The sequence below is a fragment of the Streptomyces sp. CC224B genome (assembly GCF_030010595.1).
In the GTDB taxonomy this organism is placed as follows: Bacteria; Actinomycetota; Actinomycetes; order Streptomycetales; family Streptomycetaceae; genus Streptomyces; species Streptomyces longispororuber.
This window is the reverse complement of the sequence record NZ_JASCXL010000160.1, coordinates 1-18,578: the sequence shown is the minus strand read 5'-3', so window position 1 is coordinate 18,578 and position 18,578 is coordinate 1. Positions and strand designations below refer to the sequence as shown.

Below are 18,578 nucleotides of genomic sequence, written 5' to 3'. Positions count from 1 at the left end.
CGGGGCCGGGCGCGCCATGGCCGGCCCTGGCGCGGGCGGGGCGGAAGGGGCGGGGGGCGGGGTGCGGGTGGTCCACAGGTCCTGGGCGGCGCGGGTGTCCTGGGCGGTGAGCCAGCGCTGGTAGTCGCGCAGGTCGGGGCGGCGTTCGCCGCCGGGCAGGGTGCCGGTGAGGTAGGCGCAGTAGAAGGCGCGCAGCAGCACGCGCACGCTCCAGGCGTCCAGCAGGGCGCGGTGGTAGGTCAGCAGGACCTCGGTGGGGGCGGTGGGGCCGTGGCCGGCGGCCGGGGGCTGGGGGGCGCCGTCGAGCAGGGCGGCGCGCAGCAGGCCGGGGCGGGTGGGGTCGAAGCCGTGGCGGCGTTCGTGCTCGGCCAGTGCCTGGCGGGTCCAGGCGGTGTGGGGGTGGCGCTGGACGGCGGGGCGGGCGTGGGCGTGCACGGCCAGGCGCGGGCGCAGGCCGGGGCCGGGGACGATGGCGGTGCGCAGCACGCTTTCGCGGTCGAAGACGGCCTGCCAGGCGGCGGTGAAGCGGGCGGTGTCCAGGGGGCCGTGCCAGCGCCAGGTGAGCTGGGCGACCTGGTGGTGGGGGTGGGCGGCGATGTCGGCGAGCAGGTGCTGCTGCAGGGCGGTGGGCTCGCTGTACTGGGGCAGGTGCGGCCAGTTCGCCCGGTCGGGGGCGGGGTGGGGGGTGCTCAGCAGGTCGGCCAGGGCGCCCAGCGGGTAGCCGCCCTCCAGGTACAGGGTGTGGTGGGCGGGGCCGTGGCGGCGGATGTGGGGGCGGGTGCGGGCGCCGGGCGCTGCGGTGGCCAGGTGGGCCAGGGCGGCCTCCAGCAGCACCGGGTCGAGCAGGCCGTGCAGGTCCAAGGTGGGCGGGCGGGCCTGGCTGGTGTGGGTGCCGGCGGGGGTGCCGGGGTGCAGTACGGCGTTCAGCGGCCGGTGCGCCGCGGTGCGGTTGTCGCTCATCGGCTCTGCGGGGCCCGTGGCCCATCGCCTGCCGCCGCGGATGTCGCGGCGGCCCGGTGGTGCCGGCCCCGTCCTCCTCTCCCATGGCCTGCCCTGGCGGCCGGTGCCGCGGCTGCCTTGCCCTGCGGGCCGCCCCCGCGCGGGGGCGGCTTGCACCAGCGCAGAGGTCGAGTATGGTGCGCGCGCCCACACGGCGCTGACGCCGCCCTGACACACCCTCAACCACCCCTCCCCCGGCGGGGTGTGGGGGTCAGCGGGGCAGGGCGTAGGCGCGTATTGCCGACTCGGCGTGGGCGCGGGCCGCTTGCAGCACGCTGCGGCTGTCGCGGCCCAGCTCCTGGCAAACCTGGCGGCGTACCTGTGTGAGCGCCTCGTGCTCGCGCCGGGCCGCGCGGGCGCTGCGGGGGGCGTCGGTGCTGCGCAGGTGGGCCGGGCCGGCCGCGGGGGGCAGGGCGTCCTCGCGCAGGACGACGTGGTGCTGGGCGCTGACGGTGACCCCACCGGGGTCGGGCAGCACCGACCACTCCCCGCGGTGGGCGGCCAGCAGCCCGCCGGGATCGAGTTCCTTGAAGACGATGCGCTGGGCGTGGGGGAAGCACACCCGCACCGAGCGCACGGTACGAACAGCAGCGGCAGGGGCGGGAGCAGCGGTGGCGGGGGCGGGGGTGGGGGGCCGGTGGACCTGCATGGTGACGTTCTGGATGCCGGCCCGGGGCTCGTCCACCTCCACGCCGGCCACATGCGGCAGGCGGGTGCTCCAGTTGAGGACGTCGTAGAGGAAGCTGTAGAGGAGTTCGGGGGGGCCGTTGACGCGCAAGGACTCCTCGAAGGACAGCGTCAGGGCGTCCAGGCGGCCGAAGCGCTGGGCCACGGTGCGCAGGCTGTCCAGGTCGGCGCGGGCGTTGGCCGAGGTGGCGCGGGTGAGCCAGGCCACGCTCTCGGGGCGGTCCCCCACGGCGCTGAAGGCGTGCTCCAGGTGCAGGCGGCAGCGCTGGGGGCCGTCTTCGGTGATGGTCCAGGTGCCGCCCATCGAGGCGGCCGGCTCCATCAGCAGGTCCTGTTGGTAGGTGACGGTGCGGCGGGCGGCGTCCTGCACCCGGCTGGAGATCCAAGACCTGACCTGCCCGTCGGCGAGCACCCACATGCGCAGGCGCTCCTGGGTGCCGTCGTAGTCGAGCTGCTCCACGTGCACGTTCGCGGGGAAGTACAGCGGCCACCGCACCGGGTCGGCGACCAGCGCGTAGACCACGCCCGCGGGCGCGGCCACGTCGACTGCGTGCGATATCCGGTGAACACGCTCGCCCGACACCGGCACCACCTTCTCTTGGGACCGTGCCGCCCGGCCGCCGTGTGCGGCGCGGGGCGGGGCTTGTCTGCCCGGGCGGCAGCAGTCGTCGTGTTGGTCATCAAGGTCCGCACACATGCGTTTAGCGGTCACCCAACGGTTGCTCACACGGCTTGATGCGTGCCTGAGCTCCTCTCGAGTCCGGCTCGAGCACCACGGGGTGGGTGCTCGGGGCAGTTCACGCTCTGGCGGACGGCCCGGCCCCGGGGCGGGTGGCGGGGGGGCGGGGGTCAGGCGGCGTAGAGGTCGAAGGTGGAGCCGCGCCGGGGGCCGGCGGCGACGTCCAGCTGGGGGTCGACGGCGAGCATGGCCTGGTGCAGGCGCTGCACCTGCGGCGAGGGCTCCACGCCAAGCTCGTCGATCAGACGGGCCCGCAGGCGGCGGTAGATGTCCAGGGCCGAGGCCTGCCGGCCCGAGCGGTACAGCGCCACCATGGCCTGGGAGTGCAGGCCCTCGTGCTGGGGGTAGCGGGCGGTCAGCTCGGTCAGCTCGGCGATGAGTTCGGAGTGCCGGCCAAGGCGCAGGTCGGCGTCGATACGCCGCTCCAGGGTGCCCAGGCGGCTCTCCTCCAGGCGCATCACCTCGATCTCCAGGATCGGTCCGGTGGTGACGTCCACCAGGGTGGGCCCGCGCCACAGGGCCAGCGCCCGGCGGAAGTGGTCGGCCGAGGCCGCGTCGTTTCCGGCCTCGAAGGCGCCGCGGCCCTGGATGACCAGGTGTTCGTAGTGGTACACGTCCACGCTCTGGGCCGGTATCTGCATCAGGTAGCCGCCGTGGCGGGTGGCCAGCACGTCCTTGGCGCTGCCGGGGGCGTCGGGGCCCATCGCGGTGCCAAGGCGCCGGCGCAGCTGCAGGATGTAGGTCTGTAAGGTGGTCAGCGCGCTCTGGGGCGGCTGCATGCCCCAGATCTCCTCCATCAAGACGGGCACGGGCACCAGCCGGCCCGGCGAGAGGGCCAGCAGGGACAGTATCTGCCGCGGCTTGCCCGCTGTCGGAACGATCGATCCCCCGTTGACGTTGGCACTCAACGGACCCAGAACCTGAATCTCCACGGGTTTCCTCCGCACTCCGTCGGGTTCTCTTCAGTGGCTGATGCCGTCATCGCGAGCACATTAACGGCCGTCGTGCGGCATCCCCGTTCTTCTCGAGCAGCCCTCAAGACGGCTTCCGGTCCCTGCGTCCTCATTCCTTCCGCCGCACCCGCCCGCTGCCCCGGGCGGCGAAAGCACCGCCACCGGCCCGCACATGTTTCCTATGGCAAAACCACGGCGGGTTCTTCCCTTTGCCGGAAAGAAAAGCCGCCCGCCGCTCTTCACCTTTTTCCCTCTGCTTCCGCTCCCGCTTCTGCTTCTGCTTCCGCCCCCCGCCCCCGCTTCTGCTCCCGCTTGTGCTTGTGCTCCCGCTCCGGCTTCTGGCGGCCGGTGGCTCCACCGTCGGGTGGTCTTGCGGTTGTTGGTACTGGCCTCTGGGGGCTGCGGCGGCCGGTGGCCCGGGCGGGGCGGGAGCGGCCGGGGGCGCGGGGCCGGGGCCTGGCGGCGGGCCGGGGCCTGGCGGCCGGGGCGTTCGCGCGCCCTGCCCGGGGGCGCGGGCCGGACACCGGGCGCCGGGCGCCGTGGCCTGGGCGGCTGTGCAGTTGTCCCCCGGCCGCCGGGGTGGTGCCACCGGCGGCCGGGCGGTGGTGGACCGGCCGTACCGGTACGTGCCGCCGGGCCCTCGCCTCCCGCCCCGGCCCGCTCACGCCCCGGGTCCTGTCACGGCACCGGGCCCTGTCGCGGCCCTGGGTGGTACGCGGCCGCGGGCTGGTTGCCGTGTCCGGCCCGGCAGTTGGGGGCCCGGGCACGGCTGGGCGGGGCAGCGGGGCACGGGGGCGCGCGGTGGTGGGGCGGCCGGGCCGTGCGGGGCGCGGGGCGGGTGGCCCAGGGGGTCAGACGGCCGGGGCCAGGCGCTCGGGGGCCGGGCCGGCGGCGGGGGCGGGGGCGGTGGATTCGGGGCTGGCCAGCAAGATGGAGTGCTGCAGGCGCCGCAGGGCCACCGACGGCTCCAGGCCGAGTTCGCGTACCAGCGTGGCGCGCAGTTTCTGGTAGGCCTCCAGGGCCTCGCCGCGCCGGCCCGAGCGGTGCAGCGCCAGCATGAACTGGGCGTGCAGGTTCTCATGGGTGCGGTGGCGGTTGACCAGGACGGTCAGCTCGGCGAGCAGTTCGCGGTGGCGCCCCAGGCGCAAGTCGGCCTCGATGCGCTGGTCCAGCGCGCACAGACGGCTTTCGTTGAGCCGCCTGATCTCCACCGTGAGCTGGCTGCCGGCCGGTACGTCGGCCAGCGCGTCCCCGCTCCACAGGGCCAGCGCCTCGCGCAGCCGGCGGGCGGCGCCGGAAAAGTCCCCGGCGTCCATGGCCCGGTAGCCGGTGCCCGCCAGGTGCTCGAACTCCTTGACGTCGTGCCGCCCCTGGCCGCCGGCGAGCAGGTAGCCGCCCGGGGTGGTCACCAGCACGTCCTTGGCCGAGCACCTGCCGCCCGGCCCGGCCGGAACGCCGGGCGGGTCCTGGCGCAGGGCCCGGGCGATGAGCTCGCGCAACTGCAGGACGTAGGTCTGCAGCGTGGTACGGGCGCTGCGCGGCGGGGTGGTGGCCCACAGCTCCTCGGTCAGGGCGGACAGCGGGACCACGCGGTCGGCGTGCAGCGCCAGCAGTGCCAGCACCTGGCGGGGCTTGGGAGCGGTCGGCGTGACGGACACCCCGTGCTCCGAAATCGCCAGCGCGCCGAGTACGTTGATGTCCACAGCGTCTCCCCTGTCCCGTGGATGCCGCCGCCCGCGGGGCGGTCTCTCACCCAGAATTCAAAAACAGTCCACGCGGTTTGTCAATATGAAACCGCATGGATGGTTTCTAAATCTTGTCCGGGTCCCCCGGCCCCGCCCGGCCCACGCCCCCGCATCCTCCGCCGCCCTGCGGCCCCGGCAGTCCCAACGGGGCACGTCTGGCCTGGTGTTCGGGGGCGGGGCGGGGTTTCGTCCGGGCCTGCGGGCGACGGTACAGGCGGAGCGCCGGACGGGCGGGCAGAACAGCGGAATCAGTCGGTTTTCTGGCAGCGGCAGGGTGCGGCCTCCCGGCCGGAGCCGGCTGCGGCGCCCGGGCGGGAGCCGGTGTCCGGGCGGGGGGTGGTGTCCGGGCGGGGGGTGGTGTCCGGGTGGGGGGTGGTGTGGGAGGTGCCGTAGGGGGTGAGGGCGGGCAGGGCGTGCCGGGGGGCCAGGCGGGGCAGCATGAGTTCCCAGTAGTGGTTGACGGTGGTGCGCGAGACCCATTTGGGGTTGGCGCTGCCGAGGACTTCGAAGCCGACGGTGGCGGCCAGGACGGCCATGGAGGCCTCGGCGGGGGCCACGTCGGGGGCCAGTTCGCCGTCCGCGGCGGCGTGCAGCAGGTCCTCCACCCAGCACTGCCAGCGGCCGCGCAGGTCCACCGCCTCGCCGCGGCGCGGGGTGGTGCCGGCCAGTTCGAAGCCGGCGCGGACCACCACGTCCTCCTCCAGGGCGCTCATGAGCTGGTGGGTGGCGTCGACCAGGCGCTGCAGGCGGCTGACCGGGGCGCGGCCGGCCTGGCCGGTGATGCGGGCCAGGGTGTCGGCGGCGACCTCTTCCACGGCCTGGGCCAGGACGTGTTTGCTCTCGAAGTGGAAGTGCAGGGCGCCGCTGCTGACCTGGGCGCGGCGGCTGATGGTGCTCAAGGAGGCCGCCTGGAAGCCTTCTTCGGCGAAGGTCTGGGCGGCCGCCCGCATCAGCAGCCGGCGGGTGCGCGCGGCGCGCGCTTGCTGCACCATGGTGGTTCTCCTGGTCGTGGGGGCTTGTCCCGTAGGCGGATGCCGTGCACCGCCGGGGAGAGTGCCGGTTCCTCCGCCCCCCGGCTCTCCTGGTGTCCCCCGCACCTCCCGCTCTGCCAGGTCACCGGCGGCCCCTGGGGCCGCCTGGCGGACCCGGCCTGCCGGGCGGGCCGGGCGGATCTGGTGGGCCTGGCGGGCCCGGGGTGGGCCTGGGCCCTGGCGTGGTGGTGCCGGTGGGGGGTGGAGGGGTGGTGCGGGCGGGTGTCCGGGGGCGGGTGGTGCGGGCGGGTGCCGGGGTCGGGTTGCGGGTCTACTGGGGTGGGTTGCCGTGTTTGCGGGCGGGCAGGTCGGCGTGTTTGCTGCGCAGCATGGCCAGGGCGCCGATGAGGACTTCGCGGGTGCGGGCGGGGTCGATGACGTCGTCGACCAGGCCGCGTTCGGCGGCGTAGTAGGGGTGCATCAGGGCCTGGCGGTATTCCTCGATCAGGCGCTCGCGGGTGGCCTCGGGGTCCTCGGCGGCGGCGATCTGGCGGCGGAAGACGACGTTGGCGGCGCCCTCGGCGCCCATCACCGCGATCTCGTTGGTGGGCCAGGCGTAGGTGAGGTCGGCGCCGATGGACTGGCTGTCCATGACGATGTAGGCGCCGCCGTAGGCCTTGCGCAGGACCAGCGAGATGCGCGGCACGGTGGCGTTGCAGTACGCGTACAGCAGTTTGGCGCCGTGGCGGATGATGCCGCCGTGCTCCTGGTCGACGCCGGGCAGGAAGCCGGGCACGTCCAGCAGGGTCAGCAGGGGGATGTGGAAGGCGTCGCACATCTGCACGAAGCGGGCGGCCTTCTCCGAGGCCTCGATGTCCAGCACCCCGGCCAGGACCTGGGGCTGGTTGGCGACGATGCCCACCACCTGGCCGTCCAGGCGGGCCAGCGCGCAGATGATGTTGCGGGCGAAGCGCTCGTGGACCTCCAGCACCTCGCCGTCGTCGACGATCTCGGCGATCACCGCGGCCATGTCGTAGGGGCGGCTGGTGTCGGCCGGCACCAGGTCCACCAGGCGCGGGCAGGTGCGGTCGGCGGGGTCGGTGCACACCGCCGCGGGGGGCGGGGTGCGGTTGTTGGCCGGCAGCAGGGACAGCAGGTAGCGCACCTCGGCCAGGCAGGTCTCCTCGTCGTCGTAGGCGAAGTGGCACACCCCGGAGGTCTCGGCGTGCACGTCCGCGCCGCCCAGGCCGTTGTGCGAGATCTCCTCGCCGGTGACCGCGCGCACCACCTCGGGGCCGGTGATGAACATCTGCGCGCTCTCACGGACCATGAACACGAAGTCGCTCAGCGCCGGGCTGTAGGCCGCGCCGCCCGCGCACGGGCCCAGCATCACCGAGATCTGCGGGATCACCCCCGAGGCGCGGGTGTTGCGCCGGAAGATCCCGCCGTAGCCGGCCAGCGCCACCACCCCCTCCTGGATCCGCGCCCCGGCCCCGTCGTTGAGGGACACCAGCGGCGCCCCGGCCGCCAGCGCCATGTCCATCACCTTGTGGATCTTGGCCGCGTGCGCCTCGCCCAGCGCCCCGCCGAAGATGCGGAAGTCGTGCGCGTACACGAAGACCGTGCGGCCCTCCACCGTGCCCCAGCCGGTGACCACCCCGTCGGTGTAGGGCCGCTTGTCCTCAAGCCCGAACCCCACCGCCCGGTGCCGGCGCAACTGCTCCACCTCCCGGAAGGAGCCCTCATCCAGCAGCAGCGCGATCCGCTCACGCGCCGTCAGCTTGCCCCGCGCGTGCTGCGCGGCCGTCGCCCGCTGCCCCGGCCCGCCCTGCGCCAGCGCCCGCACCGCCGCCAGCTGCGCCACCCGCCCCCGCGCATCCCCCGCCCCAGCCCCCCGGGCCCCTGGGGCCTCAGGGGCCTGTGGGGTCTCCGGGGTCTCCGGGGTGGGTGCGGTTGTCGCGGCGGTTGCGGCGGGCTCCAACACCGTCGTCATGACGGTCCCCTTTCCTGCGAGTTGCCAAGGGAGGCACGGCCACCTGGGTGCCACCTCCGCATACTAACAAACCGCCTGTGCGGTTTGTGTGTTTGAGATGGGGAGATGGCTGGTCACCATCCCTGCCGCAAGGGCACCGGGCCGGCCGCCGTCCAGCTCTCAGGAGCCTGGTAGGCGCCCGCGGCCCAGCCGTGGCCCGTGCCCGCGGCGGGCGGGCCGTTGTCCGGTTCTGGGCCCCGGTCGTGCGCCGAGAGCAGCGACAGGAGCGTCACCACCACCGCGGCCAGCTCCTCCTGCGTCGCCCGGCCCCGCGTGACCTGGATCAAAGCGGCCTCATCCGGCACGTGTCCCACCTCCGCCTGTCTCACCCCCGCCACCGTCCACCGGCGTACTCGAAAACCGCTCGGGCCCGCCTCGCGATCAGCCCCAGCCCCCGGCCAGGACACCTGGACGCCCCCCCACCCCCGCTCCCCCACCCTCGACACCCCGTCGCCCCCGACGCCCCCGACCCTCAACGCCCCAGTGCCCTCGGCATCCCCGGTACCTCCGGCACTCCCGATGCCTCCGGCGCCCCCGGCCCCCCTCCCCCGCAGCTCCTGCTGCCTTTTGGGCCCCTTGCACGAAGGCGCCTGCAGGAGCGCCGGTTGCAGGACGCCAGGGATGCAGGGGTCAGGAGTAGCGCGGAGGGCCAGGGTGCAGGGGGCCAGGGTGCAGGGGGCCAGGGTCAGGGGGCCAGGGGGCAGGGGGGTTTGCTGTCCGTGCGGGCTCGGGCTGCCCGTGCGGTGGCACAGGCCGGGCGTGGCCGGGGCCGGGGGGTGGGGGTGTCAGCGGTGGCAGAACTGGGTGCGTACCGCGGCGTCCTCCAGGTGCTGTGCGCCCCAGTCGCCGTTGGAGTTCAAGGTCAGCGCCCGTTTTCCGCGGGCGGAGACCACCGCGCGGGTGGCCGAGCCCGGCAGCAGGCCGCCGTGGCCCCAGACCCAGCAGTGCCGGGCCAGATGAAAGCGGCGCAGGCCAAGGCCGTACAGGTCGTGCGGGCCGCCGTGCTGCCGGTCGCCGTCGACGGGCACGGCCGCCAGCAGTTGCCGCTGCTGGGCAGGCGGGAGCAGCTCGCCGGCCAGCAGCCTGGTCATGAAGGTGTTGACGTCCGCGGCGGTCGATATCAGCTCTCCGGCCGAGAACGCCACGCTCGGGTTGAACTCGGTGACCTCGCGCACCGTGGCCTGCGGCCCCTGCCCGGACAGGGTGGAGTAGTGCCGGGCGTGCGGCGCGGGCAGCCCCGGTGAGGTGCCGGGCACGCTGGTGCCGCGCAGGCCGAGCGGCTTGATGACGTAGCGCTCGAGCGCGTCCTTGTACGTCGTCCCGGCGGCCTTTTCGATGACCATGCCCGCCAGGACGTAGTTGGTGTCGGAGTAGGCCCACCGGCCCGGCCTGCCGGGCCTGCTGCCCTGCCCGGGCTGGAAGAGCGGCCGGTGGGCCAGCGCGATGTCCACCAACTGGCGCGGGGACCAGGTGCGTAAGCGGTTGCCGTCGAAGGCGGCACCCGCGTACCGGGCGCGGAAGGCGGGATCGCTGTTGTAGTCGAAGATGCCGCTGGTGTGGTTGAGCAGGTGCCGCAGGCGGATGTGGCGGGGACGGTAGCCCTTTGCGCGCACCACCTTCGGCAGCCAGCGCTCCAGGCTGTCCTGCAGTGACAGCCGCCCGCGCGCCTGCAGCATCAGCAGGACCACGGCCGTGAAGGGCTTGCTCACGCTGGCTATGCGGAACTTCTCCCCGGCGCCGCGCGCCCGGCCCGTGGCCAGGTCGCCCACGCCCGCCCGCACCCCCCACCCCCCGCGCCCGCCCTCGACCCGGGCCACCACACCGGGAGTGCCCTCCTGCACCATCTCCTCCACCGCCGCCTGCAGCCGGGCCCGCGCAGACGAGGGCGGGTGCGACACCCCGCCAGGGGCAGGGGCTATCACCACCAGAGCAAGCAGCCCCCCGGCAACGGCAAGAGCGGTGAGAACACGCACAGACAGCACGGACAACGGGTTTCGGCGCATGCACCAAGTCCACCAGCGCGATACCCGCCTTGGCATCGGGGACCACCCCTGAACCATCTCAGGGCCAAACCCCCACCCCACCCCCAGCCCACGCCCCGGCCCGCGCCCCCGGCCCGCACCCCGGCCCTCCGCAGGTACGCCGCGGCCCCGGCCGCGGGCAGCGCCGTACAGGCAGGCACACAACAGAGCATGCAGCCCAGGCCGTTGGCAGCAGGCGCGCAGCAGGCCATGCCGCCGTGACGTACCGGGCCGACGGCCCGCGACCTGCGGCCCGCAGCGCGCGGGGCAAGGCCAGGCGGGGCGGGGCGCAGCAGGCACGGCGGGCAGCACCCCGGGCGGGAAGCGGGAAGGCGGACAGGCCCCACCCACGCCGGGCCGCTCCGGGCGCTCTGACAACGGGGCTGCGGCACGGGCGCAGCCGAACACAAGGAGCAGGAAGAAGAAGGAGGAAGGGGAAAGGAGGCGTGGGCCGGGAGCGGAGGAAGCGGAGCCCTGCCGGGGGCGGGCCGGGAGGAGCGAGCTGGAGCCCGGCTGGGACAGAGCCGAGGCCAGGACCGGAGCGGAGCCGGGGGCCGGAGCCCAGCCCGGAGCCGGAGCCAGAGCCGGGGCCAGGGCCGGGGCCGGGGGTGTGGTCTGCGGGCGGGTGGGGGTGTCCGAGGCGGGTGGGGGTGTGCGGGACAGGGAGGGCAGGCGGGGCGTGGGAAAGCCCTGCGGCCGGGCGGGCCGCAGGGCTTGGTGTGCCTCCTACCGGGGCGCGGCGGGGGCGCACCCCCGGCTGCTGCCCGGCACAGGAGTCCCGGGGGCGCGAGGGGCGTGTGGGGGGGCGGGTGGGGGTGGCGGGTCAGGGCTGGGGGTGCAGGATGACGGGCAGGGCGTCGTAGCCGTTGATGATGAAGGACTCCACCGGGCTCAGGCTCTCCACCGGCTGGGCCAGCGCGATGTCGGGGAAGCGCTCGAACAGCCGCGCCAGGGCGACCTCCCCCTCCATCTGGGCCAGCGGCGCCCCCAGACAGCGGTGCACCCCGTAGCCGAAGCCCAGCTCATCGCCCCGGTCGGCGCGCAGCACATCGAAGACGGCCGCGTCCTGGCCCACCCGCTCGGTCTCCAGCCCGGCCGCGGCGAAGGACACCAGCAGCGCATCGCCCTTGCGGATGCGCACCCCGTCCAGGTCGATGTCCTCCACCGCGAAGCGCAGCGGCGGATAGGCCGCGGGATTGCGCAGCCGCATCGTCTCGGCCACCACATCGGCCCACCCGGCCCGCCCGGCGCGCACATGCCCGAGCTGAGCGGGATCGGCCAGCAACGCGGCCGCGGCGTTGACGATGAGCGTGGCCGCGGTGTCGTGGCCGGCCGCGATCAGCAGATACAGCGTGCCCAGCAGCTCCGGCTCGCTCAGCTGCTCACCCCGGTCACGGACCTCGATCAGCGAACTGGTCAGGTCATCACCGGGCCGGCGCCGCTTGGCGGCCACCAGCTGCGCCATCATCGCAAAGGCCCGCTCGTTGGCCGCGGCCATCTGCTCGGCACCGGCGGTGGTGTCGAAGACCGTGTGCACCATCGCGCACAACTCGTCCCGGTCCTCCTCGGCCACCCCGAACAGCTCACAGATGATCCGCGTCGGCAGCAGATCCGCATACCCCGCCCGCAGATCCACCACCTGCCCCGCACCCGCACCCGCCAGCTGCTCCAGCAACTGCCCCGCACACCGCTGCACCCGCGGCCGCATCGCCGCCGTGCGCCGCGCGGTGAACGCCCCCGCCGCCAGCCGCCGCAACCGGCGGTGCTCCTGGCCGTAGGCGGTCAGCATGTTCTCGTTGTGCACCCAGGTGTACAGCGGCCACTGCGGCGTGATCCGCCCCTCGGTATACGCCGGCCAGTGCCGCCGCGGATCCCGCGACACCCGCGGATCGGTCAGCAACTGCTTGACATACCTGGCCTTGACCACCGCCCAGGCCGGCACACCCCCCGGCAACTCCACCGACACCGCCGGCCCCTGCCGCCCCAACCACTCGGCCTGACCAGCATGATGACGCCCCCGCACATCCAACGCATACGGGCAAGCAGTCAGCTCCATCAACGCACTCCGTCCGCTCGGCAGTACCTACCCTTACGCACACACCAACCACCAAACCCACCAGGCACAGCAGGCCCGTCAGGTCCAGCGGGCCAGCAGACCTGCCGGCCCAGCGGGCCCGGCAGGTTGCGCAGGCCCGGTATCACCTGCCGGATCCGGCAGGCCCGCGCAGGACCGGCAGACCCGGCGAACCGGTGAGCCCAGCAGGCCTCCCGGGCCCCGGCAGACCTCCCGGTTTCGGCAGGCCCAGCAGGCCGTCAGGCCCTCGTACGAGACCGGCCGCCGTGACACGGCCGAAGAGCACAAGCACGAAGCACACCAGGCACCCCCCTCTCGGGAGCGGCCGGCGGGAAAGCCGCAGCTCCCCCTCCCCTCGGGCGCTGGCACCACGCCACCGGCCGCGAACGGTACGAACCCACCGCCACACCCCCCTGCTACACCCCCAGCCCACGGCCCCCCGGCCTTCGGCCCCCGGCCCTCGGCCCCTTGGAGGGCCGAAGGCTGCGCAAAGTGCGGGCCACGGCATCCAGGCCGGGGTCCTACGGGTCCAAAGACCCTGGATGGTTCGCGCGCGCTGTGGGCCCCGCGGGAACCCGGCCCCGCACACGGACGCCCCCTCCGGCGGAACCCGGAGCCTGCACGGCTTCGGCGCTCTGCCCTCCCCTCCCCCTGCCTGCGGCCGCGGGTTGGCCTGTCGGTTCCGCAGCCTGACTGCCCGGCGGATCTGACGCCCTGGAGACCAGCAAACCTCCCCACGCCAAAGACCTGAAGACCAACGACACCTACACGTGCCACCAACACCCCCCTCGCCCCGCCACAAGACAGCCCCGGCCCGCAGGCACGGCGGCTTCACGGCCCGCCCGGGAACCCGGGGGGGGAAGACTGCAAGGCCCCTGCCACGCTATGGAGTTGGAAAAAACTCGGCGGGCCCGTGAAGTTCCTGCCCGGCGGGTGCGCACCGCCCGGTCCGGGCCGGGCCCGGCGACTGCTTGTCCGGGCCCCGCGGTCGTGGCCCCGCGCTTACCGCCCAAGCCCCCGCGGCGGGTCTTCGAGCGGAAGAGAGCGGCAGCCCCCTGGGCGGCCTCAGGACCCGCAGAGCACAGGGGCCAGCTGAGGCGGCGGGTACGGCCGGAACCCGGGGCCGCGCCTGCGGCCCCGGCCCTGCAGCGGCCTTGCAGTCCCCCCGGTCCACACCCCTCCCCTCCCCCGCCCCGCCGCCTCAGGAGGTGCGCAGACTTCGGGGACACGGCCCGGCCGGCCGCCGGCGCCGACCGGGTCCGCCGCCCGCACGGGCGGGCAGCGCCCACCGGATGACGGGGCGTTCAGCGGTCACCGGCCGGGGAACGGGACGGCCAGGCAAGGCCGCCCGGAAGGCCAGAGGAGGCCCGGGGGCCCGGGCTGCCGGGGGCGGGGGTCAGTTGTCGGGGGCGGTGTTCTCGCGTTCGTGGTGCAGGCGCATCGCCTCGGCATACACCCACTCCCCGCGCTGGAGGGTGAAGTCCAGCCGGGCCAGCACCCCGGGACTGGCGATCGCCGACATCAGGTAACTGTAGAAGTCCAGCACCCGCTCCTGCAGGTCCTCACGCCCGGTCAAAATCCCCGACAGGACCTGCACCCCGGTGAACGCGGCCACGAACACCCGCACCACCCGCGCCAGATCCACATGCGGCAGGATCTCCCCGGCCGCCTTGGCCTGCTCGAACAGCGCCGAGGTGTGCTCCAGCCAGCCCTCCACCGGAACCCGCCGGTCCAGCAGGTCCTTCGGACCGCCCTGCTCCACCGTCAGGCGCATACTGCCCTGCACGATCGGATCCCCGGTCCCCTTCTGCAGCAGCCGCGCCAGCAGCACCGCCTCATCGATCGACATCTGCAGCTTCAGCTCATGCCGGGGCACCGGCGGCAACGCGGCCACCTGCTCATTCAGCACCCCCTGCGCCAGCTCCTCCTTGGAAGCGAAATGAAAGTACAACGCCCCCTTGGTCAGCCCCGAGCGCTTCAGGATCTCGGAGATGGTCGCAGCCTCATACCCCACATCGTCAAACACCTCGGCCGCCGCCGCCAGGATCGCCTTCCGCGTCCGAATCGCCCGCTCCTGCCGCGCCACGAAACCACCTCCGAAACCCCCGTACCTCCTTCGCCCACAACCAGACGGGCCTAACACCGCCCCCAACACCACCCAGGCCGGCAGACCACACCCCGACCCCGCCACCCAAGCCCCCGGCCCGGACCGGCCCACCCCGCCACACGCCATAAACACAACGCGAGGGCACACCACCCGGACCGCGACCGGCACGACCGTCACAGCCTGACCTACCACCCGGACAACACCCGGGAGCGAACACCCCCACAATAAAACCAGGCAAGCGGTTTGACAACGCCCCCGATCACCCCAACCCAAACCCCACCCCCACCCCCCAGCCCCGGCCCCGACCCGGCACAACCCGGCCCGGCCTCCAGCCAGCCACACCCCCCTCAACCAGCCCCGCCCAGGCCCCACAACAACCCCCGGCCAGGGCACACGGCAGCTCCCCAGCCCTCTTCCGGTGCCCCTCCGGCTCCCGACCAGGTCCCGGGCCGGCCTTGAGCGGGGCCGGGGCGGCTTGCGACCAGGCCCCGAGCAGCACCAGGACGGCTCCCGGCCCGGGCCCGAACCGGGGTCCGGGCCGGGCTCCGGCCCACCGGGAAACAGCCCCGCAGCAGGAGCCCGGGAGCAGTCTGAACGGGCCCGCGACCGATGCCTGCCCCCCTAGAACCGGCCCCCCGGGCCCGTTCCGGCTCCGCTCAGGGCCTGCTCGTGGCCTGCCCAGGGTCTGCTCAGGCCCTGTTCCGGGCCCCCGGCAACGCCCCGGGGGCCCGGGAAAACGCCCTGGGGGCGCCCTCGTTGAGCGCCGCAGGGGTCTGGGCCCGGCTCTGCCGCAGGGCAACGGGCTGGCGCGGGGTATGGAACGGGGTCCGGCGGGGCCGGAATCCGACCGCGGGCGCCCCCGGCGGGCCGTGCGGCCGGCCCGGGGCCGGTTCCAGGCGCCCTGCGGGGCTCAACTGCCCTGTCCTGCCCCGGCTTTGACGCCCTTTTCCAGCCACCCCCCACCCGTGCTCCGTCCGGCCGTGACCTGCCCGCACCCGGCCCCAACTCCCCGTAAAACACAGCATCCCGGGTGCGGGGCGAGGGGCCGGAAAGGGTGCCATCGAAGGTTTTACAAGAAACCGGGGGGTCCGTATCTTTAGTCCACCGAACTGTCCTCGTTCGAACTCGGCGACGTACGGAGAGGTCCTATGACCCTGCTGACCGTTCCAACCGATCAGACCGTTCCGGCCGTTCCTCCCGGCTCCCCGCAGCCCGCCGCGGACCCCCAGCCCCACCCCGGCGCCACCGAAAACACCGGCCGCGGCACACCCGCCACCCCGGACCCCGAGCACGCCACGCACCACCCCCACGCGCCCGGCACAGCGGAGGATGCCGCGGACGCCCCCACCCACCCCACCGCACAGCCCGGCCCCGACAGACAGCCCGGCCCTGACAGGCAACCCGGCCACACCCCGCAGGACAGTCACGGCGTACAGGGCACGCAGCCCGGCCGCGACGGACAGCACAGCAGCCCCGGCACACCGGCCCAGACGCAGACCAGCCCTCAGGCACAAACCGGCACCGGCACGCAGCCCGGCCCCTCCGGCCCCGGCACGGACTTCCAGCCCCCCAGCGGCTCCGGCACACAGACAACCCCGCCCCCGGCCGCGCACACGACCCCACCCCCGAACGCGGCCCCGGCTACCGGAGCGACTTCACCCCCGGCGACGGTCCCGGCGGGAGCGGCGGCGGGGACGGCGGTTTCGGCGGCGGGGGCGATCCCAGCGGCGGGGACGGTTTCGGCGGCGGGACCGGTCTCAGCATCTGCACCGGTGCTGCCCACCCCGGCCCTGACCACCGCGACCGCCGCCGCAGCAGCCGCCGGAATCATCGAGGCACGCACCGCGGCCGCCGCAGCCGCCGTCAACGCCGAAGCCACCCAAGCCGTCCAGGCCGCCCAAGCAGCCGCCCAAGCCGCCATCGACGCCGCCACCGCCCACACCCCCACCCCACCCCCCGCCCCCGCACCCCGGGCCTGCGCGCCCACCGCGCCCCAGGCCCCCGCCCCGCATCCGGCGACCACCACCGCGGACCAGGCCACCCTGCAACGCCTGGCAGCCCCCGCCCTCCGGCACGCCCGCACCCAACTCACCCACGCCGCAACCACCGCAGCCCGCCACAACACCCCCACCCCCACCCACCCCACACCCCAACCAGACACAGGCAAAGACACACAGGCCGCACAGGCGACGCAGGCCGCGCAGGCGAAGATCGCAGCAACCGCACAACTCGCCGCCGCCATGGACGCCGAGGCCGCAGCCGCCGTAACCCACGCCGCAACCACCGCACAAACCGCCTGGCACCACGAAACAACCACCACACACCCGCTGACAGACCCCCACACCCCCAACACAGCAACGGCCTACGGACAGCCACCCGACACAGCGCTATACCGCACACCCGACACAGCCACCGGCCGTACGGCCACCAACCCCACACACACAGCAGCCGATCACGGACCCACCGCCCTCACAGCCACCGGACACACGGCCACCGACCTCACAGCCACACCCCGCGAGGCCACCGGCCCCACGGACGCGACAACCGGCCTCACAGCCAGCGATCTCGCGGCCGCCGCCGCAGCCCTCACGGCCACCGGACACACGGCCACCGGTCTTGCAGCCGCCTCCCCCCAGCCCGCCCAAGACACCCGCACCTCAGCGGACGCCAACACCACCCAGGCCACCCAGGCCGCAGCGGAAGCGCAGGCTGCCCAAGCCGCAGCAAACGCCAACGACACCCAGGCCTCGACGACCGCCCAGCCCGCGACGGCCACTCAGCCCGCGGCAGACGCGAACACCGCACAGGCCGCACAGGCCGCCCAGGCCGCAGCAGCCGCACAGGCCGCTCAGGCCGCTCAGGCCGCTCAGGCCGCTCAGGCCGCTCAGGCTGCGGCGGCCGCGCAGGCCGCCGAGACCACCGCCCACCTCACCGACCTGCTCTTCAACGGCCCCGACCGCGAACGCATCCACGGCCCCTGGCGCCGCCTGATCGCCCGCCCCGAGTTCCGCGACCGCTACGACCTGACCCCCCACCAGCAGATCACCCGCTCCTACCAGCGCCTGCACCTGCTCAACCAGGCCGCCGGCACCCCCGAACTCCTCGCCCAGGACCCCGAACGCCTGGCCGCCCTGCACGAATGGACCGGCGCCCTCGACGGCGGCCTGACCTCCCTGGCCAGCATCCACTACAACCTCTTCTTAGGCACCCTCCTCGACCACGACCACCACCACCGCGACCTGACCCCCTACACCCGCCTCACCCGCACCGGCACCTTCCTGTGCACCGAACTCGAACACGGCAACGACGCCGCCCACCTGCAAACCACCGCCCACCACCACCCCACCACCAACACCTTCACCCTCAACACCCCCACCCTGGGCGCCCAGAAATTCATGCCCAACACCAGCCCCACCGGCGGACCCAAAACCGCCCTCGTCGCCGCCCGCCTCATCGCCAACGGCCACGACCACGGCGTCCACCTCTTCCTCGTCCCCCTCACCGACCACCACGGCCACCCCCTGCCCGGCATCACCACCCGCCGCCTGCCCACCCGCACCGGCCCCACCATCGACCACAGCCTCACCCACTTCCACCACATCCCCCTGCCCCGCACCGCCCTCCTGGAAGCCGACCACACCCGCCTGAGCCCCGACGGCCACCTCACCACCACCCTCGGCAACCCCCGCAAACGCTTCCTGCGCACCCTCAACCGCGTCACCCTCGGCAAACTCTGCATGAGCGCCGGCACCCTCGGCATGGCCCGCACCGCCCTGGCCACCGCCCTCACCTACGCCCACCACCGCCACATCACCGGCCCCCGCCCCGGCCACACCACCCCCCTCATCGCCCACCGCACCCACCACCAACCCCTGCTCACCCACCTCGCCACCGCCTACGCCCTCACCCTCCTCAACCGCCACGTCCTTCACCTCTACACCCACCACACCCCCGACCAACGCCCCCACATCGAACGCACCATCGCCCTCACCAAAGCCTTCACCACCTGGCAAGCCCGCACCATCGCCATCGAAGCCCGCGAACGCTGCGGCGCCCAAGGCCTGTTCACCCCCAACAACCTCCTCGAACAACAACTCAACATCGAAGGCGCCATCACCGCCGAAGGCGACAACCTCGTCATCACCGCCAAAGCCGCCAGCGAACTCCTCCTAAACCACACCCCCCCACCCCCACCCACCGCAACCACCGAAACGCCGAGGCGAGCGGAACAGTGTAAAGGCACGAGGCTC

General features: G+C 74.1%; 10 protein-coding genes and 1 pseudogene. 1 reads left to right on the top strand and 10 read right to left on the bottom strand.

The genetic code is table 11. The annotated features are described in order from the left end of the window. The 10 genes from QK440_RS38000 to QK440_RS37955 form a co-directional block, all read right to left on the bottom strand. A partial coding sequence (locus QK440_RS38000) for a condensation domain-containing protein (protein ID WP_282797835.1) occupies window positions 1-960 on the bottom strand: 960 nt, incomplete at its 3' end. Between the two features lie 250 nt (window positions 961-1,210). Beyond that, the gene (locus QK440_RS37995) at window positions 1,211-2,269 is read right to left on the bottom strand and encodes an SRPBCC family protein (RefSeq protein WP_282797834.1); all 1,059 of its coding nucleotides are present in this window, start codon (window positions 2,267-2,269) and stop codon (window positions 1,211-1,213) included. A 266-nt stretch (window positions 2,270-2,535) separates the two neighbouring features. After that, entirely contained in the window at window positions 2,536-3,357 is an 822-nt protein-coding gene (locus QK440_RS37990) for an AfsR/SARP family transcriptional regulator (protein WP_282797833.1), read from the bottom strand. Window positions 3,358-4,229: 872 nt separating this feature from the next. After that, window positions 4,230-5,081, bottom strand: coding sequence for an AfsR/SARP family transcriptional regulator (locus tag QK440_RS37985; protein WP_282797832.1), 852 nt, complete (start codon window positions 5,079-5,081; stop codon window positions 4,230-4,232). Window positions 5,082-5,371: 290 nt separating this feature from the next. Next, complete coding sequence (locus QK440_RS37980; protein ID WP_282797831.1) at window positions 5,372-6,115, bottom strand: ScbR family autoregulator-binding transcription factor; 744 nt, start codon at window positions 6,113-6,115, stop codon at window positions 5,372-5,374. Between the two features lie 310 nt (window positions 6,116-6,425). Then, window positions 6,426-8,087 (bottom strand): acyl-CoA carboxylase subunit beta, encoded by a 1,662-nt coding sequence (locus QK440_RS37975; RefSeq protein ID WP_282797830.1) that lies wholly within the window; start codon window positions 8,085-8,087, stop codon window positions 6,426-6,428. Window positions 8,088-8,200: 113 nt separating this feature from the next. Next, entirely contained in the window at window positions 8,201-8,431 is a 231-nt protein-coding gene (locus QK440_RS37970; RefSeq protein WP_282797829.1) for an acyl-CoA carboxylase epsilon subunit, read from the bottom strand. Window positions 8,432-8,911: 480 nt separating this feature from the next. Beyond that, window positions 8,912-10,024 carry a serine hydrolase domain-containing protein gene (locus tag QK440_RS37965; RefSeq protein ID WP_282797828.1) on the bottom strand — a complete coding sequence of 371 codons (1,113 nt, stop codon included), beginning with the start codon at window positions 10,022-10,024 and terminating at the stop codon, window positions 8,912-8,914. 946 nt (window positions 10,025-10,970) lie between these two features. Beyond that, entirely contained in the window at window positions 10,971-12,203 is a 1,233-nt protein-coding gene (locus tag QK440_RS37960; RefSeq protein ID WP_282797827.1) for a cytochrome P450, read from the bottom strand. A gap of 1,414 nt (window positions 12,204-13,617) precedes the next feature. Continuing rightward, window positions 13,618-14,307 carry a ScbR family autoregulator-binding transcription factor gene (locus tag QK440_RS37955; RefSeq protein ID WP_282797826.1) on the bottom strand — a complete coding sequence of 230 codons (690 nt, stop codon included), beginning with the start codon at window positions 14,305-14,307 and terminating at the stop codon, window positions 13,618-13,620. Between the two features lie 1,793 nt (window positions 14,308-16,100). Between QK440_RS37955 and QK440_RS37950 the strand changes: the two are divergent. After that, window positions 16,101-18,578: pseudogene (locus QK440_RS37950) on the top strand (hypothetical protein); the annotation flags it as partial.

Excerpts from the sequence above, each read along its gene's own strand:
- QK440_RS37960 (WP_282797827.1), bottom strand. The coding sequence starts at position 12,203 with ATGGAGCTGACTGCTTGCCCGTATGCGTTGGATGTGCGGGGGCGTCAT.
- QK440_RS37975 (WP_282797830.1), bottom strand. The coding sequence starts at position 8,087 with ATGACGACGGTGTTGGAGCCCGCCGCAACCGCCGCGACAACCGCACCC.
- QK440_RS37980 (WP_282797831.1), bottom strand. The coding sequence starts at position 6,115 with ATGGTGCAGCAAGCGCGCGCCGCGCGCACCCGCCGGCTGCTGATGCGG.